A 21,682-nucleotide genomic window follows, 5' to 3' on the forward strand; every position below is an offset into this window, starting at 1 on the left:
CATGATGCTTTCGGCACGGAACGTGATCCTGGCGGGGATCGGCGCGGCGCTGCTGGGCGGCCTTCTTTACGCCGCCTTCCGGACCGACCCGGTGCCCGTCGACCTGCACAGGGTGGCGCGCGCGCCGATGCAGGTCACCGTGAACGCCGACGGCAAAACCCGGATCCGCGACATCTACGAGGTGGCCACCCCGATCTCGGGCACCGCGCAGCGCTCGCCCGTCGAGGTGGGCGACCGCGTGACGGCGGGGCAAACCGTGGTCGCCATCGTCGAACCCACCGCGCCCGCACTGCTCGACACCCGCTCGCGCGTCCAGGCCGAGGCCGCGGTGCGCGAATCCGAGGCCGCCCGCGCCCGGGCCGAAAGCGAGCTGCGCCGCGCCGAGGAAGACCTCGCCTATGCCGAAAGCCAGTACGAGCGCGCGGAAACCCTGGTCGAACGCGGGGTGGCGTCCTTCACCCGTCTTGAGGACGTGACCCAGCAGCTTGCCAGCGCGCGGGCCGCGCGGGACGCCGCTACCTCGGGGCTCGACATGGCCGAAAGCGCGCTCGAACGGGCCCGCGCTGCGCTGATTCTGCCCGCCGAGGACGGGCCGGGCTCGCTGAACGGCGCGTGCTGCGTCGAACTGCACGCCCCCATCGACGGCGTGGTGCTGGATGTCGACGTGATCTCCGAACGCCCCGTCGTCATCGGGTCGCGGCTGCTCTCCGTCGGACGGCCCGACAACCTGGAGATCGTGGCCGACCTGCTCTCGTCCGACGCGGTGCGGCTGGAGGAGGGCGATCACGCCATGGTCGAACGCTGGGGCGGCGAGGGCACGCTCGAGGCGCGGCTGAGGCGGATCGAGCCGGTGGCGCGCACCAAGGTCTCGGCGCTCGGGATCGAGGAACAGCGGGTGGACGCGCTCTTCGGCATCGTCAGCCCGCCCGAGGTCCGTCCCGGGCTCGGCGACGGCTTCTCGGTGTTCCTGCGGATCGTCGAATGGGAAATCGGCGACGCGCTGCAGGTGCCGCTCTCGGCGCTCTTCCGCCGCGACGGCGGCTGGGCGGTCTTCACCGTCGCGGACGGCACCGCCAGCCTCGCGCCGGTCAAAATCGGCCGCCGCGGCGAGACCACGGCCCAGGTGCTGGACGGGCTGGCGGCGGGCGCCCGCGTCATCTCCCACCCCTCCGACAAGGTGGCCGACGGCGTGGCCGTGGTCGACCGCGAGACGCTTCAGTAGCGGGCCGGAACGTACAACTCGTCGGGCAGCACCTTGCGCTCGTAATCGGGATTGAAGACGCGGTCGGGCAGTTCGACCTTCTCGTGCTCGATGTCCGCGTGGGGGACCTGGTCCAGAAGATGCGCGATGCAATTCAGCCGCGCGCGCCGCTTGTCGTTGCCAGGGACGATGAACCAGGGCGCCTCCGGGATGTTCGTGCGCGCGAACATGTCCTCCTTGGCCTTGGTGTAATCCTCCCAGCGGATGCGGGATTGCAGGTCCATCGGCGAGAGCTTCCACTGTTTCAGCGGGTCGTGGATGCGCATCAGGAACCGTAGCTGCTGTTCCTCGTCTGTGATCGAGAACCAGTACTTGATGAGCGTGATGCCCGAGCGCACCAGCATCCGCTCGAACTCCGGCACGTCCTGGAAGAACTGCTCGACCTCGTCCTCGGTGGCGAAGCCCATCACCCGTTCCACGCCCGCGCGGTTGTACCAGGACCGGTCGAACAGCACCATCTCGCCGCCGGCGGGCAGGTGTTCCACGTAGCGCTGGAAATACCACTGCGTCTTCTGGCGGCCGGAGGGCGCGGGCAGGGCGACCACGCGGGCCACGCGCGGGTTCAGCCGCTGGGTGATCCGCTTGATCGTGCCGCCCTTACCGGCCGAATCTCGCCCCTCGAACAGGACCACGACCTTGGCCTTGGTGGCTGCCACCCAATCGTGCAGCTTGATCAGATCGGCTTGCAGCTTCAGCAGTTCCAGCATGTAGACCCGCCGCGGCAGCGTGTCGGGATGCTTGAAACGGTAGAGCTTCTTCAACTCCAGCGTCGGCAGGGTGTCCTCGAGGTCGATCTCGAGATCCTCGATCAGGTTGTCCTCGAGTTCCGAGGCCACCCAGTCGTCGTAAAGCTGTTCGAGATCCGGGGAGTCGGTCATGGGTCCTCGCGCGCACGGGTTGGCGTCACCCATGCACGCAAGTGTGACAGGGCCATGTCAGATGTGACCTAAATCCCGCGTTTCATGGTCGCGCGGCGTTCCGCCCCCTGACCCCGCCCTTTGCCCGACTCTTCCCCCATGCTATGCGCCGCCCATGCGTGACGAAGGCACCCTGAAACAGCCTCCAAGGCTCGAATGGCCGGCCGGCGGTTCCGATCCCGTGCTTGAGTCGTTGCAGCTGACCTACCTGCCCGACCTCGATCACGTGAACATGGAAGGGCTATTGGGCGACCCGCGGCTCGGCCGGGTGGCGCTGGTATCGTCCTTCGGGGCGGAAAGCGTGGTCCTGCTGCACTACGTCACGCGGTTTTTTCCCGACATGCCGGTGCTCTTCATCGAGACCGGATGCCATTTCCCCGAGACGCTGGCCTATCGCGACTTGTTGACCGCGCGGCTCGGCCTGAACCTCGTGAACGTCCGGCCCGAGGCGGCCCTGATCGCGGAGGAGGACCCCGACGGCACGCTGCATGCCCGCGATCCGAACATGTGCTGCACGCTGCGCAAGACTTTCCCGCTGGCCGACGCGCTGGCAGGCTACGACGCCTGGATTTCCGGGCGCAAGCGCTACCAGGGCTTGACCCGCGCTGCTCTGCCGGCGCTGGAGCGCGACGGCAGCCATATCAAGGTCAATCCGCTGGTGTTCTGGTCGCCGGACCAGATCGCCGCCTATGTCGAACGCCATGCGCTGCCGCGTCACCCGCTGGTCGACAGGGGCTACGCCTCGATCGGCTGCGCCCCCTGCACCCGGCCTGTGAAGCCCGGCGAGGATCTGCGCGCCGGACGCTGGGCGGACAACCCTGACAAGACCGAATGCGGCATCCACCTCGGTCCCGACGGTCGCTTCGCGCGCGCCAAGCGGCGTTGACGGCACGCCGCGGTCGCCTCGGTCATGGCGTTCGCTTCGCGGTGCTTCCGGCCGGTGGCGCTGGGTCAGGCGGGGTGCAGGATCGCCCGCGTTCCCAGCGGCACCCGTTCGTAGAGATGGATCACGTGTGAGTTGAACATCCGCACGCAGCCGCTTGACGCCCTGCGACCGATGCTGCCGGTGTCCGTCGTGCCGTGAATGCGCAGCATGCTGTCGCCTCCGTTCGCCGTGAAAAGGTACAGCGCGCGCGCGCCGAGGGGGTTGTCCGGGCCGCCGGGCATGCCGTCCTCGTATTTCTTGTATCTTTCGGGTTCGCGCTCGATCATCTCGTCGGTCGGCCGCCACGAGGGCCATTCCTTCTTTGCACCGATGACGAAACTGCCGGGCTCGTACAGCCCGTCGCGGCCGATGGCCACGCGATAACGTATCGCCCGGCCGCGGTCGTCGTCGTGCAGTGTCCAGTAGAGCGCGAAGTCGCGCGGGACGACGTGGATTTCGCCGGGTGGCACACCCTTCACGCGCACCATCCTTGCGGCGAGCGGGTTTTCCCCCGCGCCGTCGTTGGTGCCGGTCTGGCCGAGGGCAGGGGCAGCGATCAGCCCGGCGCACAAGCCCTGAAGCAGGAATGCTCTGCGGTGCATCTTTGAAATTCCTTGAATGCCAACATGTTGAGACAAAAATGAGCCGCGATTTGCGACAACGCAAGCCTGAAGCTCGCTGCCTCACGAGGATTTGGCCTATCGGTCGCTGCCGTTGCCATTGTCCTCGCGCCGGAAACGGCGAAGGAGGCCGCGCAGGTCGAGCCAGATCAGCGCGACCCCCAGGGGGAGCATCCAGAATCCCACGATCGGAAGGAATCCGACGAGGCCGCCGGCGATGCACAGCACCCCCACGACGCTGCGCAGCCCCGGCGGCACGCGCCGCCGCACCGCCTCGAGCACGCGGGCGATCCGCGCGCGCGGGCCCGGCTTGTCGCGCGACGACGGCACGGGGGGCGGCCGGGTCAGCCCGCGGCTTTCGGCGCGAAATCCGGGAAAAGCGCGGCGAGCCCCTCGGCACTGGCCTCGGCGACGCCGCGTTCGGTGACCAGGCCGCTGACCAGCCGCGCCGGGGTGACATCGAAGGCGGGGTTTCGCGCGGGTGTGCCGTCGGGCGAGATCTGGACATGGCCGATCGCGCCGTCTGCGGTACGTCCCTGGACACGGGTGACCTCGGCCTGGGCGCGCTCCTCGATCGGGATTTCCTTCACCCCGTCGCGCACCGTCCAGTCGATGGTAGGGGATGGCAGGGCGACGTAGAACGGCACGCCGTTGTCCTGCGCCGCCAAAGCCTTGAGATAGGTGCCGATCTTGTTGCACACGTCGCCGTTGGCGGTGGTGCGGTCGGTACCGGTGATCACGAGGTCGACCTCGCCATGCTGCATCAGGTGGCCGCCCGCGTTGTCCACGATCAGGTCGTGGCTGACGCCGTGATGCAAGAGTTCCCATGCGGTGAGTTGTGCACCCTGGTTGCGCGGTCGAGTTTCGTCAACGAAGACGTGGATGTCGATGCCTTCCTCGGCCGCGTGGTAGATCGGCGAGGTGGCGGTGCCCCAGTCGACGGTGGCGAGCCAGCCGGCATTGCAATGGGTCAGAACGTTGACGCGGCCGCCGCCCTTGCGCTCGGCAATCGCGCGGATGAGCGTCAGGCCGTTCAGGCCGATCTGGCGGTTGATCTCGACATCCTCGTCGCAGATCTCGGCGGCGCGCCGGAACGCCGCCTCGGCGCGGTCGCCGGGCGTCAGCGGTTTCAAGAGCCGCGTCATCTCGTCGAGCGCCCAGCGCAGGTTGATCGCGGTGGGCCGGGTGGCGTGCAGCGCCTTGTAGGTCTCGGACAGCGCGGCGTCGGAGGCATCCTCGGCCATCTGGACCGCAACGCCATAGGCCGCCGTCGCCCCGATCAGCGGCGCGCCGCGCACCCACATGTCGCGGATCGCATCGGCGAAATCCTCACGGCTTGCAAGCTCTACGATCCGAAGCTCATGCGGCAGCCAGCGCTGGTCGATGATCTTCACCGCGCCCGACGCCTCGCGCCAGATGGAGCGGTAATGGGTTCCGTCGATCTTCATGGAATTTCGCGTCCTCTGCTTGGGGGTGCCGCCTTTCTGACCCTTGGGTGCCGGGCGCGAAAGGCGGTCCGTCGTCTCATGGCATCTCGGCCAGGTATCCGGCGCAGCCTGTAAGTGCCGCGAAATCGTCGGTCACTGTGGCCACCGCGAACTCGTCCATCAGGCCCGAGAACCGTCCCTTGGCGCGGAATGCTGCCGCGAAACCAAATGGCGCGAGATGGGGCGTGACCGCGCGCGCCAGTCCGCCGATCAGGTAGATACCGCCATAGGGGAGATGGTGCAGCGCGAGGTCGCCTGCAACCATCCCCAGCATCCGCGCATAGGCCCGCAGGGCCTTTTCCGCGGCCGGGTCGGTGCATGCGGCCTTGACGACCTGCCGGCTCGTCCTCCGGCGCGGCGTGCCGGCCGCGGTCGTGACCCATGCGAAAAGCGTCTCGAGCCCGCGGCCCGCCAGAACGTCTTCGACGGCGGCGAAGTCGTCCTCGCCCGCGGCGAAGCGGGCGAGCGCAAGGTCATGTTCCGTGCGGACGGGGAGCGCCACGTGCCCAGCCTCGGCGGCGGTGACAAGCGTGCCGCCCCGGATGCGATGAACGGCCGTGACGTTCACGCCCGTGCCAAGCCCGATCACCAGGCGCGTCTCGCCCGGCGTCCGGTGGCCGGGCATCAACGGGACCAGCGCGTCCTCGGCGAGGTGGTCGAGCGCGTGGCCCTGCGCCTGCAGGTCGTTCAGGAGCTTGACGTTCGCCGTGCCCGTCACCCGCGAGATGGCGGCCTCCTCCACCATCCAGTCTAGATTGGTCAGCCGGCCGCGGCCGGCCCGTACGGGACCGGCGAGCGCGGCGCAGGCGCCGTCGATCTCGGGACTGCCGGCCTCGGAGAGAAAGGCGGTCAGCACGTCCGCGAGCCCGGCATGATCGGCATTGCGAAACCGGCGGACGCTGTCGGCGACGATCCGGGCGTCCTCTGCCAGCGCCACCCGCGTGTTGGTGCCGCCGATATCGGCTACCAGGGCGATCATGCGCTTCCCCGCACGATCTGAGCCATCCGTTGATACGCCGCCTTCGGCGTGCGTGCGCGCGTGCCGAGATCGACGTTGACGCGGCCGACGCGCCCGGTAGACCCGAACACCCAGTGGTAATCGTCCATGAGCGACCAGATCGCATAGCCCCGGAGCGGCACGCCCGCCGCAATGGCACCCTGCACGGCATCGAGATGGGTCGCCAGACAACCGATGCGGTCGTCGTCCCGCTCCTCGCCCTCGACCATCCGGTCGGGCGCGATCTCCAAGCCCATCTCGGTTTTGGGCCGGGGCCTCGGGACCGCACGGTTGCCCGGCCAGGGCCCGCGCGCGGGTGGCACGCGGTAGTGCGTGTAGGAATTGACGCCAAGCCGGTCCGGCGACGCGGCGATGGTGCCCGTGTTGTCCTGCCAGCCTGCGGGCATGAACGGGCCGCGCACATCGGGGTTTGGCACGGCCCGGTCTGGCATGACCCGCGTCCAGGAGATGGACAATCGGTAGAGGTCGAACCTGGCGGTGGCCACGAGGTCCAGGTCCGCCTCGAACTCTTGGTAATGATCGCAGGCCACGCCCCCGGCCGCAGCGCCGGCGCAACTGTCCTGCGTTGCCGCGACGCTGCCCCGCTCGCAGGGGCCTGCGCCACCGGCGCCATGTCCCTCGACCAGGTAGGCCGACGGGGTGGTGCCGAAGAGGAAGCCCTCGGGTAAATCGGTCCGGGCGAGGTCCATGGCTCCAGCGTTTCTTGCCGCCGCCGCGACGTCAAGCGAGCGATTGCATGCCCGGCCCGCCTTTTCCCGGCTCGATGGACAACCCGGCGAGCCTCTTCGCCTTCCCGCCGAAATTCGGCACGACCGACAGGCGGGTTTTATCGCGCCTTCCTTCCGAGGGCACGGAACTGGGTGGGGCGCGACGCCGATTGCATCGCCTTCCCGGCACTTGACGGTAAGGCCCGCGGCACGCTGGTCCTGTACGCGGGCACACTCCGGGCGATCAAGGGCGACAGCCCGGCGCCAAGGGCCTTGTCGACATTCTCAAGACGCCCATCGCGCACGATGTCTGGATCGCGCAGGGCAAAAACCTGACCAACGCCATCACCGTGCGTTGCAAGGGGGCCGATCTGAGGCCGGTCGAGATCGGGGCAAATGCGTTCTGAAAGGGCATGGTCGCCCGTAGCTCGGGCGAAGGCGCCGAGAGCGTGGCCGCAGGCATGCAGGATCGGTGGGACCCGCTCCGGTAGGCGCGGGGCATGCCAGCGTTCCTTGAGGGGCTCGTCCCGATCCTGATTGGGGTCGGCGCCAACGTGGTCTAGCCGGTGGTGGGCACGTTCTGGCGGTCGCGGTTCAAGCGGGCGGGAGATGAGTTGATTGGCCTGGGAGATTACGCAACGCTCTGCGGCGATGGCGGGTACCGCACGCCGCTGCTGGACAACGTTCTGTGGGTGCGGGGGGCGGCGGGGACCTTTTGCGGCCTTGGGGTCGAGCAAGTCATCTGCCGGGTGCGCTGGAGCAATGTCGCGATATCAATCGTGTTCATGCCGATGGCAATTTGCTCCGGGGCATGTCGCTAATCTGGAAGCTTGTCTGTGCGAACGAGGTCAATAGCAGGCTGATCGAGGCGATCCGCGCCGCGCTTGGGGCCGACAACCCGGTCGACCTGATCCATATTCTGTCACCGCACATGCTTCCTGATGGTGATCCTGCACGCGGCGCGCAAGCGCATCCCCGAGAACACCGCCGGGGCTGGTCGCGTTCGGTCCGGGAGCGGCGGCGGAGTTGCGACGCGGCGGCGCGCTGACGGTTGACCCCGACGGCCGTTTCCGCGCGAAACCTACTACCGCGTTCAGGGCTGCAACGCGATGGACCGGGCCTCCATCAACACGCTGAAGGTGACAGTTCCGGCCACGATCCCCCGGATCGCCGCCCGCACCGCCGAACTCCATGCAATGCCCGACCGGGTCGTGGCGGATGGGTGGGTCTGTTGGCCGCTGTCGGGCGCGCATCGTCAGCGGCCGGGCCATCGTTCGTGATCCCAAGCTCCATCGCGTCGCCGACGGCTTTTCGCGCCGCCCCTGCGGTGTGACAAATGCGCAAGCGGTGCGCGGTGTCTCGCGCCGGTTTTCCACAAGGACCTGTGGAAAACCATCGAGTTTCGTTAACATCGTCTGATGTCGAACGGTGCTGCGGCGACGGCAAACCCATGAAACAGGACGATCCCGACCTCGACGAGCGGCTTCGGAATGAAGCCGGGTCGTCGGACCTGCACCCGGAGATGGCTGCGGCGCTGCGCGGCTTGAACTGGCAAAAGGAGCTCGAGATCGCGCGGGAGAAGCGCGCCCGCGTGCTCGCGGCACGTGCGCGGGCCGTGCGCGCGCGTGGGCGCGCGGAATGTGGCCCGCCGGTCGCGGCCAGTTCGCCGCCTCCGCAGCACCCGCGCGGTGTGTCAGACGAGGTTCCGTTGGACGGAGCGGCTGCGCCGGATCGGCCCGGCACGCGGCTTGCGACAGCCATCGAGGCGGCGCGAACCGATGCGGCCCCCGCGCCCCAGCGCCGTCGCACCGCGCCCGGCATGCAGCGGGCGTGGGAGGGCGCACACCGCATGGTAGGGCAGGCGGTGCAGGATACGCGCGCCGCGGTTGCGAGGCTGCGCAACCTTGCCGCGGAGGTAGCGGCGCAGGTGCGGCTCCGCGCCGGTTTGGCCTGGACACGTCTGCAGCGCGCGGGCGGCGGCGCCACCTCCGTACTGCGCCATGTCGGCGACCGCGTGCCGTCCGCCACGCTCTTTGGCCGTCGGTTGGCCGCCACTGTCCGGGGGCTGCACATTGATCGCCTTTGGGCCGGGCGCCGGCATCGCGCGGCGGAACGGTCGCCCGATACGGCCTTCGTTCTGTTCCTTCTCGTGGCGGGCGGTGCGGGCGGGTATGTCGGTCTTTCGCTTCTGGCCGCTGAAACGCGCCCGGCCGTGACCGTGGCGGCCGAGACGCCACGGCTTGCGGGGCCGGCACTGCCGCCGGCACCCCCGCTTGCCCGGAAAATCGCTGATACGCCGCCGCCCGCGTCTGATGTGGCCGAACCTGACGGGCCCGATGCCCCGGCGTCGACCCGCACCGCGCCCGCACCGCTGGACTCGGACGCCGCCATCCCGCCGCGGATCGGAAGTGTCGCCGTCGCGCGCGCGGAGTCCGGGTCCGTCGAGGCTGCATCCGACGCACCGCCCGCGCGCGCGGTCTTGCCGGCGCCACCACTGGAATGGGCCGGGCCCGTGGCGTCTCCCGCAGCGATCAGCGAGACGGAGGCGGCAGCCGCGTCCGCCGGTTCGCCCGAGATCGCCACGGTCCCGCCCGTCGGCCGGGCGCTGGTCTTCTTCGAGCAGGGGGTTGCCGACGTGCGCATCCGGGCGGTGGTCGCGTCGTTGGAGAAGACGGGGCTGTCGCTGAAGACGCCGGAGGGCGTGCCTTTCCGTGTTTCCGAGGACCAGGTGCGGGTCTTCTGGCCCGAGGACCGGGACGCGGCACTGATGCTTGCCGATAGGATCGGTGCCCGCTTGCGCGATTTCACCGAGTACCGTCCGCGCCCGCCGAGCGGGACGATCGAGGTCTGGCTGAGCGGGGCGTGACCCGGCGGCCTCGCGCCCCATTCGGACGCAGACCGGGCGCGCGCGATGGCGCAGTCAGGCTGCACGGGCCTTGCCGTGGAGGCCGCCCCGATCCACCGGCCCCTGGTGCCCTCGGCCGTGTCGCGCCATGTCGATTTTGTGAACGGGAACCGGCGCGCTTTTGGGCAGGGGCGTTGTCCGGTGCCCCTCGCGCAGGCATGGTCCGCAGTCGGCCGTGGCCGGGCCGTGTCGGTGGTTGACCGGGCCGGAGTCCCGAGCAGAAGGTTCCTTGCGGCCACGCAGAGGAACCCGCCATGCCGTTTTATGCCTTTCTTTGCCCCACCTGCGACGCCGGCTTTGAAAAGCTCATGCGCCTGGGCGAGGCACCGCCGGCCTGCCCGTCCTGTGGCGGCACCGGGGTGGAGCGCATGGTCTCGCGCGTCGCGGCGCCGGGCAAGAGCTGTGAACTGATTGCCGGCGCGCGGCGGCAGGCGGCAAAGGAAGGCCATTTCAGCAATTACTCGCGGGCGGCGAAGGCCAAGCTCAAGTCCTAGTCGACATCGGCCGAAGGCGGTGCTCCGGTCGCCGCGCGCCCTTGGTTGTGTGTGTCGGAAGGCGAGATGATCGGTCTCTGTCAGGCCTGGCCTGGCAGCCAGAGCACGATCCCCGGCAGGGCGATCAGCGTGGCGATGGTGATCGCGTCTGCGATGAAGAACGGTGTCACGCCTTTGAAGACGTCCTGAACTGTCAGATCGTCGCGCACGCCCGCCACTACGAAACAGTTAAGTCCGATGGGCGGCGTGATCAGGCAGAACTCGGCCATCTTAACCACGAGGATACCGAACCATATCGCGCACATCGGCCCCGACATGCCGAAGGCGCTGTCCTCGGGCGATACGAACTCGCCCCCGTTCAGGGCCATCACAGCTGGGTAGACCACCGGCAGCGTGAGCAGCAGCATTCCGATCGCGTCCATGAACATGCCGAGCACGGCATATGCGAGCAGGATGCAGACAAGGATCAGCATCGGCGAATAGTGAAGCGATGTGATCCAGTCCGAGAAGGCGCCCGGCAGGTCGGCGAAGCCGAGAAAGCGCACATAGATCAGCACGCCCCAGATGATCGTGAATATCATCACCGACAGCCGCGCGGTTTCCAGCAGCGCGTCCTTGAACTGCGGCCAGCGCATGCCCCGCGCGAGCGCCATAAGGAACACCACGAAGGCACCGATGGCGCCGCCCTCGGTGGGCGTACCCCAGGCGTCGCCGCCGAACGGGTTGTAGACGAAGAAGATGATCGTCACGACGACGAAGACGATGGGCAGCGCGGGCGGTAGGGCGCGGAACCGCTCGCCCCAGGTGAAGCCCCGCACCGGCGGGCCGAAATTCTTGAGCGTCAGCGCCAGCCCCACGATCAGAAGGCCGTAGATGCAGGCCGAGACCACGCCGGGGATGAAGCCTGCCAGCAGCAGCTTGCCCACGTCCTGTTCCACGATGATCGCGTAGATCACCAGAATCGCCGAGGGCGGGATCAGACTTGCGAGCGTACCGCCGGCGGCCACCACCCCTGCGGCGAACCGCTTGTCGTAGCCGATCTTCAGCATCTCGGGGATCGCGATGCGGGCGAAGACGGCCGCCGTGGCGACCGAGGCCCCCGAGACGGCGGCGAAGCCCGCGGTGGCGAAGACGGTCGAGACCGCGAGGCCGCCGGGCAACCAGGCGATCCAGCGTTTCGCGGCCTCGAAGAGCGCCCGGGTAAGCCCCGCGTAGTAGGCGAGATAGCCGATCAGGATGAAGGTCGGGATCAGCGAGAGGGCCTGGCTCGCCACCTTCGAGTGGGGCACCTGTCCGGCGGTCTTCACCGCGACGGTCAGAGCCCAGAAGAACTCGTCGCCTGCATAGCCCTTCTTGGACCAGAAGATCCAGATCAGCCCGACGACCCCCGCCAGCGCCGCGGCGAAGGCGACGCGCATGCCCAGAACGACCAGCGCGAAGAGCCCCGCGGTCACCCAGATGCCGATATCGATAGGTTCCATCCCCCGCCCCTCAGCCGTCCGCGCCCGAGACATGCTCGGCCTCGGCGGCGGCCTGCTCGGCTGCCGATTGCGTCAGCGGCACGGCGACGGGTTCCACGAGCCCCAGAAGGAAGCCCCGGCCATAGCCCCAGAGTTGCAGGCAGAGCCTCAGGCACAGCACCGCGAAGGCGATGGGGGCCAGCAGCTTCGCCGGCCAGAGCGGCAAGTTGATGTCGAAGCTGGAGTCCCGGCTCCACATCGGCGCCGCGAAATCGAAGCTGCGTTCGAAATGCGCCCAGGTGCCCCAGACAAGCAGCACCATCAGCACCAACATTGCCAGCGTGGTCAGGAATTCCGCCGCCCAGAGTAGGCGGCCCCGCAGGAGCCCGATCAGCACGTCCATGCGGATATGGCCTCCATCGCGCTGGGTATACGCGATACCCATGAAGGCGATCAGCGGCATCGCCTGCTGAATCCAGTCGACATAGCCCGGCAGTGGCTGGTTCAGGAAATTGCGTCCGCCAACCGAAAGCACCGCCAATACCATCAAGCCGAAGACCGCCAGCCCGGACAGGAACGCCAGCACGCGCTCGACGCGGTAAAGCACGCGGTCGAGGCGGCTGAGCCTGCTGTCATCCTCCAACACCGGGGCATAGCCGGCCATGAGCGGTCTCCGGGAACGGAAATTGCCGCGCCCGCCCGGCGGGCGCGGCGCCGGGCGTCACTGACCGAGCTTGCCGGTGACGAAGTCGTAGAGGTCCTGCGCGGGCAGGCCGCGGGCGCTCATCTCCTCGAGCCAGGCTTGCGTGGCGGGGTCGGCGGCGGCGGACTTGAAGGCGGCGAGTTCCTCGGTCGTGTAGGTCACCCGCTCGATCCCGCGCTCGTCCAGCGCCGGCCCCCACTTCGCCATCGTCTGGTTGTTGTAGTAGTCGATGTAGTGGTCCAGCGCCTCGTCCACCGACCCCATCAGCGCCTCGCGGTGGTCATCGGGCAACGCGTCCAGCGCGTCGGTGTTGACCACGACGGGGCAGTTCACCGTACCGGGGTTCATATTCGTCGTCCACCAGGTGCCGGTTTCGATCGTGCCGAAGGACATGTGGGCGTGTGGCGCGAAGGACACCGCCTTGACCACGCCGGAATCCAGCGCCTGGCGCACCTCGGTCGCCGACATCGAGGTCGGCACCGCGCCGATCATTTCCATCGCCGCGCCGATCCCGCCGGTGGCGCGGACCGGCAGGCCCTGAAAATCGTCCAGGCTGTGGGGCACCTCGCCCACGCCGACGAAATTGTACTGCGGCAGCGGCGAGGGCATCACGAGCGTCGCGTTCCAGCGCGCCAGGTCCTCCACAACCGCCGGGTGATCGTAGAGCGCCATCGAAAGCTCGCGCTCCTGCTCCAGGCTTTCGACGCCGAGAAAGGGTAGCTCCAGCACGGTGATCGTGGGGTTCTTGTCGCGGTGATAGCCCGCGCAGAACTGCGCCATCTCGAAGGCGCCGATGGAAATGCCGTCGAGGTTCTCGGTATTCTTCGAGAGCCCGCCATAGGAGATGTTCAGCGTGAACGCGCCGTCGGTCTTCTCGCCGACGAGTTCCGCCAGCTTTTCGACATGCTCGGTGAAGGCGCGGCGCTTGCCCCAGAGCGAAACGTTCCACTCGGTTGCCAGCGCCTCGCTGGCGAAGGCGAAGGTGATGCTCGCGGCTACGGCCGCGCCGGTCAGCGGTTTCATGGACGTGTCCTCCCAGTGTTCTTCATTGGCGGCAGAGAGTAACGGCACGGGTCAGGGCGGCAAGGGAAAATTTCCCACCTCGGGGCTTCCGCCCTGCGCCCGGCTGCGCCACTCTTGCTGCGGACGAGCGAGGGCAGCGACGTGAGCGGGCAGGACGGCGTCAGGGGCGGCAGCGACGGCCATATCGGCCACAACCTCGCGATCTGGGGCGTGGTGACGGGCGGTGCTGTGATGGCGGGACTGTTCGCTTTCCGGCCGCCTTGGTTTGTCTGGGCGGCCGGGGGCGGAGCGGCGTCACTCTGGCTCTTCGCGATACTGGGGCTGTCGGACGGGCCGAGCCGGGCGTTTCTCGCGGGGACTCTCAGGAAGTCGAGCTACACCCAGATCTACACCACGCTGACGCGGCGCAACGTGATGTGGGTCTGGCGGCGGCTTTGCGACGAGGCCAGCGACCGCGACGGCTGGCCGACCCTCTTCCGCGCCGCACTGACTTGGCGGCTTTATGACAAGGCCCTTCTGATCGCGGTGGCCTATCCGCTGCTCCTGCTGCTCGGGCAATGGCTCGTGACCGGGGTCGAGGGGCGGGTGGGTAGCGCTTTGGTGTTGCCCCGTGCAAGCCTCTGGCCCGACCGGATCGGTGCACTTGTCCCGTTTGCTATTCTGTCCCTCACATTATTGCCGCGGTCAATGCTCACAAAACAGGTTCGTCGTTTGGGTCGAAAGCGCGCGATTTCGCTGCTCATTCTAGGATTACTCTTCGCAGGCTTGGTTTTTGTAACAAGTGTTGGCGACGCCGTTGGAGCATGGGTCAAAGTGTCCGCCCTGCTTGTCGCATTTATGGTTGGGCTCTCCGTAAACTCCGGTGGGGCCTGGGGCGTGTCATTTGTTTTCCTCTTCCTTCTCGGTTTTTTCACCGTCGAGCTCAAGTCATTCGCAGCAATTCCGGCGCTATTACTGGTTGCTGTGGCAGGCTTTGCCTCAGAAACTTTGGCTAGTCGTCGGTTCGCGCGCTGGTGTGTAACCGTTCTGTTGGCATTTGTTGTTGTCTATTTGGCAGCAGTTCCCGAGATTTCCTGCTTATCGGAGAAGTATCGCAGCCTATTCCTGTTCCTCGCCGTCTTCCCGCTGCTCAACGCCCTCTTCGACGTCCTGTCCTACGCCGTCACGCTGTCGCTGTTGCGCCGGGGGTTGCGGGCGCGGTGGCCGTTTGTCTGGGGTCTGCTCGACCTCCTGATCGCTTGCGTCCTGTTCCTCGGCCTCGGCGTAGCGCTGGTCGCCGCGATCCACGAGCTGAACCGGCTGGCCGGCGTTCCGCTGCTCGATCTCGGGGCGCTATTCGCGGGCGTGCGCGAGACGCCCGGCGCCTATGTCTGGCTCTACCTGATGCTGTTCTCGACCATCCTGCCCACCGCGCTGCATTTCCTGATCAGCCTGCTCGGCCTTCAGGGTGTCTGGCCGCGCGCGTTCCGTCGCCCCGTCGCCCGCCTGATCGACCGCGCGCCCGACGCGCCGCTCTACGCGGTGCCCGCCGCCTTTTTTCTTGGGCTGGTCTGGACGCTTCCCCTGCTTCTGCTGGGCGCCGCGCTCTGGGGGATCTGGGCGTTCAGCGGCGGCTTCGTGATGGCGGTCCTTGGCCGGTATTTCGACCTCCTGCACTGGATCGCGGCCGTTCCGGTCGGGGCGCTGTGACCGGCCTCCGCGCCGTCACGCCGGGATGATTGGACCCCGGCGTCGCATCGTGGTTAGGGTGCGCAACGCCATGAGAGTCGCGCCTTAACCGACGGAGGTTGTCCATGTCCCGCCTGATCCCGCTTGTCCTGGTTGCCGGATTGGCCGGCTGCGTCGCGCAAAGCGGTTCGTCGCAGCTGGAGGTGCAGGTGACGCGCTCGCTGGAACTCGCGGGGGTGTCCGAAAGCTGTATCGCGGCGCTGTCGCAGCGCGATTTCGCGGCGCTGAAAGGGATCGCCCACGCCTCTGAAACGGGGGAAGGCATGAAAAACAAGAGGCTGAGGTTCCTGGCCGAACGCAAATGCGGGCAGACGCGGTCGATTGTTGTCGACGCGTTCGGCGCGCAGATCGGCGGCTGAGGGCGGCCCCGGACGCGGTCAGCGGACAGGGGTCAGAGCCGCCCGCCGAAGGACGCGGTGCCCGCGACAGGCGGGGCCTTCCGCTCGTGTTGGGCCCGGCTTGCCGCAATGGCCAGTTCCGTGCCGCGCAATCCCCGTGCTCGCCAACGCGCCCGGCGCCAGCAAGCCGCTTGCCCGGCCGCCCGGGCCGTGGCACATCGCCCGTATGGCCAAAACACCGCCCCCGTTGTTTGCCCCGCGCCCGCGTTTCGGCGCGGCGACGCCGCCCGCGATCTTCGGCCCCGTGTTCGGCGCGCTCGGGCTGGGGCTGGCGTGGCGCGCCGCGGCGGAGGTCTTCGCCGTGCCTCCCGCGATCGGCGATCTCGTGCTCGGTGCGGTCACGCTTTTGTTCCTGTTCTGTGTCGTCGCCTACGGGGTCAAGGCGGCGCGCCGGCCCGGCGTCGTGGCCGAGGATTTGCGCATTCTCCCGGGCCGGGCCGGGCTATCGGCTGGGGCGCTCTCGATCTATCTCGTTGCGGCGAGCCTCGTCCCGCTCGCGCCCGGACTTGCGGCGCTGCTGCTCTGGGCGGGCTTGGCGATGCACGCCGTTCTGGCGGCGCTGGTGGTCCGCGTCTTCGCGTCCGCTCCGGCGGAGCAGCGCGCGGTGACGCCGGTCTGGCACCTGCAATTCGTCGGCTTCATCGTGGCCGCACTTGCCGCGGCACCCCTCGGTTTCGCGGGCCTGGCCAGTGCGCTGCTCCATGGGACCGCGGCGATGGCGGTGGCGATCTGGACGGTGAGCCTCGTCCAAATGGTCCGGCGGCGCGTTCCCGCGCCGCTGCGGCCGCTCCTTGCGATCCATCTCGCCCCTGCATGCCTTCTTGCGACGGTGGCAGCCCTGCTGGGGCGGCCCGACGTCGCAGCCGCCTCGGGTCTGCTTGCCACGCTGATCCTGGCTGTCCTGCTGGTGCGGCTTCCGTGGCTTCTGCGGGCGGGGTTCTCGCCACTCTGGAGCGCCTTCACATTCCCGCTGGCGGCCTATGCGGGCATGGGGCTTGTCTTGGCGGCGGCCGGGCAGGGGGCGGCCTTCCGTCTCCTGGGTGGGCTTGCGCTGGTCGGCGCCACGCTTGCGATCCCACCCATCCTGATCGCGATCATGCGGAGCTGGGCCAAGGGCATTCTCGGCCCCAAGACGAACGCCGTGCAGGCCTGATCGTTGGGTTGCCCGTTCCCGCGGTGGTCAGCCCCCGCGCAGTCCGATGCGGAAACGCGTGGCTTTTCATCGCGTCACGCACACCGCGCCACCATCCCGCCGGCAAAGCCTGACAGCCATCCGGTTTCCCGCTACGCCCTCGTCTTGGACTGGGGTCAACCCGCGAAGGAAAAACAGGCATGCAGGATCAGGCAGCCGATCGCTATGTCAGTTTCGTCGGCATCGGTTGCGATGGAAAGGCCGACCGGCTGATGGCCATGCTTGCCGCGGGCATGCAGGAGAGCGATTCGCGCTGGGTCGGGTATTTCACCCAGAAGCTGGCAGAAAAGGTTCGGATGGAAGACGACAATCTGCGTTTCGTCGGCGCCCAGGTGAACACCCTCGCCGCCTTCTTCGAGGAGGTCGGCGACGACGTGGCCCAGGCGCTGCTGCGCGATTTCGAAGAGACCTGCTGCTAGGCAGGTATTCGCCGCGGCGCGGGACCCAAGCCGGAGGCGTGCCGGGCACACGCGCCGGAGGCCGGATTTGCCCTTCCCTTTTGTTCCGCCCCGTGAAATAGGGAAGCGCCAAACGATGACTCCCAGGAGACCCCCATGGAGATTCGCGAGGCGCTCACCTTCGACGACGTTCTACTCGTGCCGGGTGCAAGCTCGGTCCTGCCGAACCAGGCCGACACCTCGACCCAGGTAACCCGCGCGATCCGGCTCAACGTGCCGCTGCTTTCCTCGGCAATGGACACCGTCACCGAACACCGTATGGCGATCGCCATGGCGCAGACGGGCGGAATCGGGGTGGTCCACCGCAACCTGACCGTCGAGGAACAGGCCCGAGAGGTGCGGCGGGTGAAACGGTTCGAGTCGGGGGTTGTCTACAGCCCGATCACGCTTCGCCCAGACCAGACGCTGGCCGACGCTAAAGCTATGATCGAAAGGTATAATTTCACGGGATTCCCCGTAGTCGACGATACCGGCCACGTCGTCGGCATCGTCACCAACCGTGACATGCGTTTCGCCAGCGGCGATGCGACGCCGGTGCGGGCGATGATGACGCATGAGAACCTTGCGATGCTGCGCGAACCCGCCGACCGGGCAGAAGCGCTGAACCTGATGAAGGAACGCCGCATCGAGAAGCTCTTGATCGTCGACGAGGCGGGCCGGCTGACCGGGTTGCTCACGCTGAAAGACACCGAACAGGCGGTGATGAACCCGCAGGCCAGCAAGGACGAACTCGGCCGGCTGCGCGTCGCTGCGGCGACCACCGTGGGCGATGCCGGGTTCGAGCGGTCCGAGGCGCTGATCGATGCGGGCGTCGACATGATCGTGATCGACACCGCGCACGGGCATTCCGAAGGGGTGGCGCGGGCCGTGGAACGTGTCAAGAAGGCCAACGGTTCCGTGCAGGTCATGGCGGGCAACGTGGCGACGGCCGAGGCCACGCGGGCGCTGATCGATGCGGGCGCCGACGCGATCAAGGTCGGAATCGGGCCGGGCTCGATCTGCACGACGCGGATGGTCGCGGGCGTGGGCGTGCCGCAACTGACGGCGATCATGGATTGCGTCGCGGCGGCGGGCGATGTGCCCGTGGTGGCCGATGGCGGCATCAAGTTTTCCGGCGATTTTGCCAAGGCGGTCGCGGCCGGCGCGGCCTGCGCGATGGTGGGCTCCATGCTGGCGGGCACCGAGGAAAGTCCCGGCGAGGTGATCCTCTACCAGGGCCGCAGCTTCAAGGCGTATCGCGGCATGGGAAGCCTCGGCGCCATGGCGCGCGGCTCCGCCGACCGCTACTTCCAGAAGGACGCGGCCTCGGACAAGTTGGTGCCCGAGGGGATAGAGGGGCAGGTGCCCTACAAGGGCGCGGCCGGCGCCGTGATTCACCAGTTGGTGGGGGGACTGCGGGCGGCGATGGGCTATACCGGCTGCGCCACCGTGGATGAGATGCGCCGCAATTGCCGTTTCGTGCGGATCACCGGAGCGGGGCTGAAGGAAAGCCATGTCCACGATGTCCAGATCACGCGGGAATCCCCCAACTACCGGATCATGTAGGCGTCTGTCCTCCGGTTGATGCCGGCCCGTGCGGTGTGCTCGGCTGCCCGCGATATGCGGGCGACCGGCGCCCCCGCAGAGACCCTCGCTTAAGGCACGCCACGACCTGCCGCTGCCGTTAGACCCGCTTGCGCCGATTGAGAGCGGAAGGGCGACGTCCATGAGGCCGCAACGCCAACAGAACATGTGCGTTGCTTGACTGGGCAATCGTATCAGGCATTCGATGGCGCAGTTTGTGGATCTGTGGAACAGCGCGGCCGTAACTTCCCTCGGCCTGTTCTGGATGGCGTTCTGGGCCTTCGGGCTCGGCTATCTTGTCTCGTCGATCGTCCAAGTTTTCGTCACGCGCGCGCGCATGCGCGGCAGCATGGGCGAGGACGGACCGAAGAGCGTGGCATTGGGCACGGTCTTCGGGTTCATCTCCAGTTCGTGCTCCTTCGCGGCGCTGGCGACGACGCGCGCGCTGTTTGCGAAGCGCGCGGGCCTCGTGCCGTCGTTGGCTTTCCTTCTGGCATCGACAAACCTCGTCATCGAGCTTGGCATCGTTATCTCGGTCTTCCTGGCCTGGCAGTTCGTGGTGGCCGAGTACCTGGGTGGGCTGATGCTGATCCTGCTGATGTGGGGCGTGGTGCGGCTTACCTATCCCGAGCGCCTCACCGCGCAGGCGCGTGAACGGGCGCAGGTGGCGGAAGGCAGCGAGGAGCAGGAGGTGTCCGATTGGCGCAAGCTGGCCGCAAGCCTGGAGGGCTGGGGCCGCGTCGCGTCGCGCTACGTCATGGAATGGAAGATGGTCTGGAAGGACGTGACCATCGGGTTCACCGTGGCCGGTATCATCGCCGCCTTCGTGCCGCGGGCGTTCTTCGAGGCGCTTTTTGTCGGTTCGGGACGTGGCGATCCGGCGCTCTGGCACTTGGCACTTCAGGCGGTTGTCGGGCCGGTGGCCGCTTTCTTCACCTTCATCGGGTCGATGGGCAACATCCCGCTGGCCGCGGTGCTCTATTCCAACGGGGTCAGCTTCGCCGGGATCGTCGCCTTCATCTTCTCCGACCTCGTCGTTTTCCCGGTGCTGCGCATCCAGGCCACCTATTACGGCTGGCGGATGGCGGCTTACATCGCCACCGTCTTCCTGGCCGTCTTGGTGGCGACGGCGCTGATCGTGCATCTTGGCTTCGACGCGCTTGGCGTGCTGCCCGATCCGGCCGGGGCCGAACGCGTGATCGACAGGGAGTTCTTTACCATCGACTACACGCTGGCGCTGAACGTCTTGTTTGGCGCCCTTTCCTTGGCGTTCCTGGCCTGGAAGGCGCGGCGCCACGGGGTCGATGTGGCGCCGCCCTCTGCTTGGGGAGAGCGGATACTGTTCGGGCTCGCCCTTCTGTCCTTTGCCTGGCTGGGGCTCGGCGTGATGGCGCCCGTCGTGCTTGGGGCTGCGTGACGGTTTGACCGCCGCGCCGTCCGCTCAGTTCTTGCGATCAGAGGCATTTTCACACAGGAGGTAGGTACGTTCGGGCGCCGAAGTCGCGTTCGTCAGGCGATGGCGCGTTGCAATGGGGCAGGCCCGCCGGGAGATGTCCGTAGCCTGCCCGACAGGGGATGAACAAAATGAAAAGAAAACGTAATACGGCGACTTTCGTTGGGCGGAGCGGGCGACCATGACCCCCGGCGCCCGGATCGCAGCGGCAGCGGACCTGCTCGACGGGTGGCGCGCGGGGGAGCCGGTGGAACGGCTGCTGACGACCTGGGCGCGACAGAACCGCTATGCCGGGTCGCGGGATCGTGCCGCGGTGCGCGACCACGTTTTCGACGCGCTGCGCCGGTGGCGTTCGTCCGTGGCGCTCGGGGGCGCAGAGACTGGCCGCGGTGTCATGATCGGCTTGTTGCGCGGCCAAGGAATCGACCCGCGGACAGTGTTCACCGGCGAGGGCCACGCGCCGGCTGTTCTCAGTGTAGAGGAAAACGCCGACGGCCTGGCACCGGATGCGCTATCCGAAGATGTGGCGTGCGATTGCCCTGCCGCGCTGGCAGCGGATCTGCGCGCAAGCCTTGGCGCCGAGTTCCGCCCGGTGATGGAGGCGTTGCGCCATCGCGCCCCGGTCTTCCTCCGGGTCAACCTGCGCGCCGCTACCCCCGTCGGCGCGGCCGAGGCCCTGGCGCAGGACGGGATCGCGACACGGCCCCACGCCCTGTCGCCCACCGCGCTCGACGTCACGGCGAACGCCCGCCGCGTGCAGCGGTCCCGTGCCTTCTTGGACGGGTTGGTGGAGTTGCAGGACGCGGCCTCGCAGGCCGTGGCGGACATGATGCCCGCGGGCGGGGGCGCCCGCGTTCTCGACTATTGCGCGGGGGGCGGCGGCAAGACCCTGGCGCTCGCGGCGCGCGGCGAGGCGCGGTTCTTTGCCCATGATGCCGACGCGGGCCGGATGCGTGACCTGCCCGCACGAGCCGCGCGGGCGGGCGTCGCGGTTGCTTGCGTCGCGACCGCGGACTTGGCGCAGGCCGCGCCGTTCGATTTGGTGCTCTGCGACGTGCCGTGCTCGGGCAGCGGCGCCTGGCGGCGGAGTCCGGAGGCCAAGTGGCGGACGACGCCCGACGATCTGGCTCGTCTCACGACGACCCAGGCGGCGATTCTGGATGCGGCCGCCACGCTTGTCGCGCCCGGGGGGCGTCTTGGCTACGTCACCTGTTCGCTGATCGAATCTGAGAATGCCGCACAGGTGGCGGGTTTTCGCGCGCGGCATGCGGGTTGGCGAATCGAGGCCGAACGCCGGCTCACGCCGCTGGACGGGGGCGACGGCTTCTACGCCGCGGTGCTGGCGCGCATGTGACGGCGCATTAACAAAC

The 21,682-nt window shown here is 68.0% G+C and carries 22 protein-coding genes; 13 read left to right on the forward strand and 9 right to left on the reverse strand.

Annotation, left to right across the window (positions count from 1 at the left end):
* Position 1: 1 nt before the first annotated feature.
* Positions 2–1,222: an efflux RND transporter periplasmic adaptor subunit gene (locus BUR28_RS03065; protein WP_074218780.1), complete on the forward strand. Its 1,221-nt coding sequence runs from the start codon at positions 2–4 to the stop codon at positions 1,220–1,222.
* Here the strand turns inward: BUR28_RS03065 and ppk2 are convergent.
* The gene (ppk2, locus tag BUR28_RS03070; RefSeq protein WP_074218781.1) at positions 1,216–2,139 is read right to left on the reverse strand and encodes a polyphosphate kinase 2; all 924 of its coding nucleotides are present in this window, start codon (positions 2,137–2,139) and stop codon (positions 1,216–1,218) included. The genes BUR28_RS03065 and ppk2 overlap by 7 nt on opposite strands.
* Positions 2,140–2,293: 154 nt before the next feature.
* Between ppk2 and BUR28_RS03075 the strand changes: the two genes are divergently transcribed.
* Positions 2,294–3,064, forward strand: a complete 771-nt coding sequence (locus BUR28_RS03075) for a phosphoadenylyl-sulfate reductase (RefSeq protein WP_254813675.1) — start codon at positions 2,294–2,296, stop codon at positions 3,062–3,064.
* A gap of 65 nt (positions 3,065–3,129) precedes the next feature.
* Here BUR28_RS03075 and BUR28_RS03080 read toward each other — a convergent pair whose 3' ends face one another.
* From BUR28_RS03080 to BUR28_RS03100, 5 genes are all read right to left on the reverse strand, one after another.
* The gene (locus BUR28_RS03080) at positions 3,130–3,705 is read right to left on the reverse strand and encodes a L,D-transpeptidase (RefSeq protein ID WP_074218783.1); all 576 of its coding nucleotides are present in this window, start codon (positions 3,703–3,705) and stop codon (positions 3,130–3,132) included.
* A gap of 96 nt (positions 3,706–3,801) precedes the next feature.
* Positions 3,802–4,053, reverse strand: coding sequence for a hypothetical protein (locus BUR28_RS03085; RefSeq protein ID WP_074218784.1), 252 nt, complete (start codon positions 4,051–4,053; stop codon positions 3,802–3,804).
* Positions 4,054–4,067: 14 nt separating this feature from the next.
* Complete coding sequence (gene mtnA / locus BUR28_RS03090) at positions 4,068–5,171, reverse strand: S-methyl-5-thioribose-1-phosphate isomerase (protein WP_074218785.1); 1,104 nt, start codon at positions 5,169–5,171, stop codon at positions 4,068–4,070.
* Between the two features lie 76 nt (positions 5,172–5,247).
* Positions 5,248–6,189 (reverse strand): glucokinase, encoded by a 942-nt coding sequence (locus BUR28_RS03095; protein WP_074218786.1) that lies wholly within the window; start codon positions 6,187–6,189, stop codon positions 5,248–5,250.
* Positions 6,186–6,917, reverse strand: a complete 732-nt coding sequence (locus tag BUR28_RS03100) for a family 1 glycosylhydrolase (protein WP_074218787.1) — start codon at positions 6,915–6,917, stop codon at positions 6,186–6,188. Before BUR28_RS03100 ends, BUR28_RS03095 begins: the two co-directional genes overlap by 4 nt.
* An 829-nt stretch (positions 6,918–7,746) precedes the next feature.
* Here BUR28_RS03100 and BUR28_RS19815 point away from each other — a divergent pair.
* The 4 genes from BUR28_RS19815 (at position 7,747) to BUR28_RS03115 (ending at position 10,334) form a co-directional block, all read left to right on the forward strand.
* On the forward strand, positions 7,747–7,983 hold the full coding sequence (locus tag BUR28_RS19815; protein ID WP_175566879.1) for a hypothetical protein: 237 nt from the start codon (positions 7,747–7,749) through the stop codon (positions 7,981–7,983).
* A 61-nt stretch (positions 7,984–8,044) separates the two neighbouring features.
* Complete coding sequence (locus BUR28_RS19820; RefSeq protein ID WP_175566880.1) at positions 8,045–8,215, forward strand: hypothetical protein; 171 nt, start codon at positions 8,045–8,047, stop codon at positions 8,213–8,215.
* Positions 8,216–8,271: 56 nt separating this feature from the next.
* Positions 8,272–9,801 carry a hypothetical protein gene (locus BUR28_RS03110; protein WP_139307471.1) on the forward strand — a complete coding sequence of 510 codons (1,530 nt, stop codon included), beginning with the start codon at positions 8,272–8,274 and terminating at the stop codon, positions 9,799–9,801.
* A gap of 293 nt (positions 9,802–10,094) precedes the next feature.
* On the forward strand, positions 10,095–10,334 hold the full coding sequence (locus BUR28_RS03115) for an FmdB family zinc ribbon protein (RefSeq protein WP_074218790.1): 240 nt from the start codon (positions 10,095–10,097) through the stop codon (positions 10,332–10,334).
* Between the two features lie 80 nt (positions 10,335–10,414).
* Here the strand turns inward: BUR28_RS03115 and BUR28_RS03120 are convergent, their stop codons facing one another.
* From BUR28_RS03120 to BUR28_RS03130, 3 genes are read right to left on the reverse strand one after another with little or no spacing between them, the layout of a single operon-like run.
* Positions 10,415–11,815 carry a TRAP transporter large permease gene (locus tag BUR28_RS03120; RefSeq protein ID WP_074218791.1) on the reverse strand — a complete coding sequence of 467 codons (1,401 nt, stop codon included), beginning with the start codon at positions 11,813–11,815 and terminating at the stop codon, positions 10,415–10,417.
* A gap of 10 nt (positions 11,816–11,825) precedes the next feature.
* The gene (locus BUR28_RS03125; protein ID WP_074218792.1) at positions 11,826–12,458 is read right to left on the reverse strand and encodes a TRAP transporter small permease; all 633 of its coding nucleotides are present in this window, start codon (positions 12,456–12,458) and stop codon (positions 11,826–11,828) included.
* Positions 12,459–12,515: 57 nt separating this feature from the next.
* Positions 12,516–13,520: a C4-dicarboxylate TRAP transporter substrate-binding protein gene (locus tag BUR28_RS03130; RefSeq protein WP_074218793.1), complete on the reverse strand. Its 1,005-nt coding sequence runs from the start codon at positions 13,518–13,520 to the stop codon at positions 12,516–12,518.
* A gap of 141 nt (positions 13,521–13,661) precedes the next feature.
* Here BUR28_RS03130 and BUR28_RS03135 point away from each other — a divergent pair, with 141 nt between their 5' ends.
* The 7 genes from BUR28_RS03135 to BUR28_RS03165 all read left to right on the forward strand — a co-directional run bounded on the left by BUR28_RS03135 (position 13,662) and on the right by BUR28_RS03165 (position 21,666).
* On the forward strand, positions 13,662–15,209 hold the full coding sequence (locus BUR28_RS03135; RefSeq protein WP_139307472.1) for a hypothetical protein: 1,548 nt from the start codon (positions 13,662–13,664) through the stop codon (positions 15,207–15,209).
* A 104-nt stretch (positions 15,210–15,313) separates the two neighbouring features.
* Positions 15,314–15,607, forward strand: a complete 294-nt coding sequence (locus BUR28_RS03140; RefSeq protein ID WP_074218795.1) for a hypothetical protein — start codon at positions 15,314–15,316, stop codon at positions 15,605–15,607.
* 205 nt (positions 15,608–15,812) lie between these two features.
* On the forward strand, positions 15,813–16,799 hold the full coding sequence (locus BUR28_RS03145) for a TDT family transporter (protein WP_139307473.1): 987 nt from the start codon (positions 15,813–15,815) through the stop codon (positions 16,797–16,799).
* A gap of 179 nt (positions 16,800–16,978) precedes the next feature.
* On the forward strand, positions 16,979–17,257 hold the full coding sequence (gene cowN / locus BUR28_RS03150; RefSeq protein ID WP_074218796.1) for a N(2)-fixation sustaining protein CowN: 279 nt from the start codon (positions 16,979–16,981) through the stop codon (positions 17,255–17,257).
* A 135-nt stretch (positions 17,258–17,392) separates the two neighbouring features.
* Complete coding sequence (guaB, locus tag BUR28_RS03155; protein ID WP_074218797.1) at positions 17,393–18,841, forward strand: IMP dehydrogenase; 1,449 nt, start codon at positions 17,393–17,395, stop codon at positions 18,839–18,841.
* Between the two features lie 223 nt (positions 18,842–19,064).
* A complete protein-coding gene (locus BUR28_RS03160) occupies positions 19,065–20,276 on the forward strand; it encodes a permease (RefSeq protein WP_074218798.1) in 1,212 nt (403 codons plus the stop codon).
* 217 nt (positions 20,277–20,493) lie between these two features.
* Complete coding sequence (locus BUR28_RS03165) at positions 20,494–21,666, forward strand: RsmB/NOP family class I SAM-dependent RNA methyltransferase (protein ID WP_074218799.1); 1,173 nt, start codon at positions 20,494–20,496, stop codon at positions 21,664–21,666.
* The last annotated feature ends 16 nt before the right edge of the window (positions 21,667–21,682 follow it).

This window comes from Rhodovulum sp. ES.010, from assembly GCF_900142935.1.
Classification (GTDB): domain Bacteria; phylum Pseudomonadota; class Alphaproteobacteria; order Rhodobacterales; family Rhodobacteraceae; genus Rhodovulum.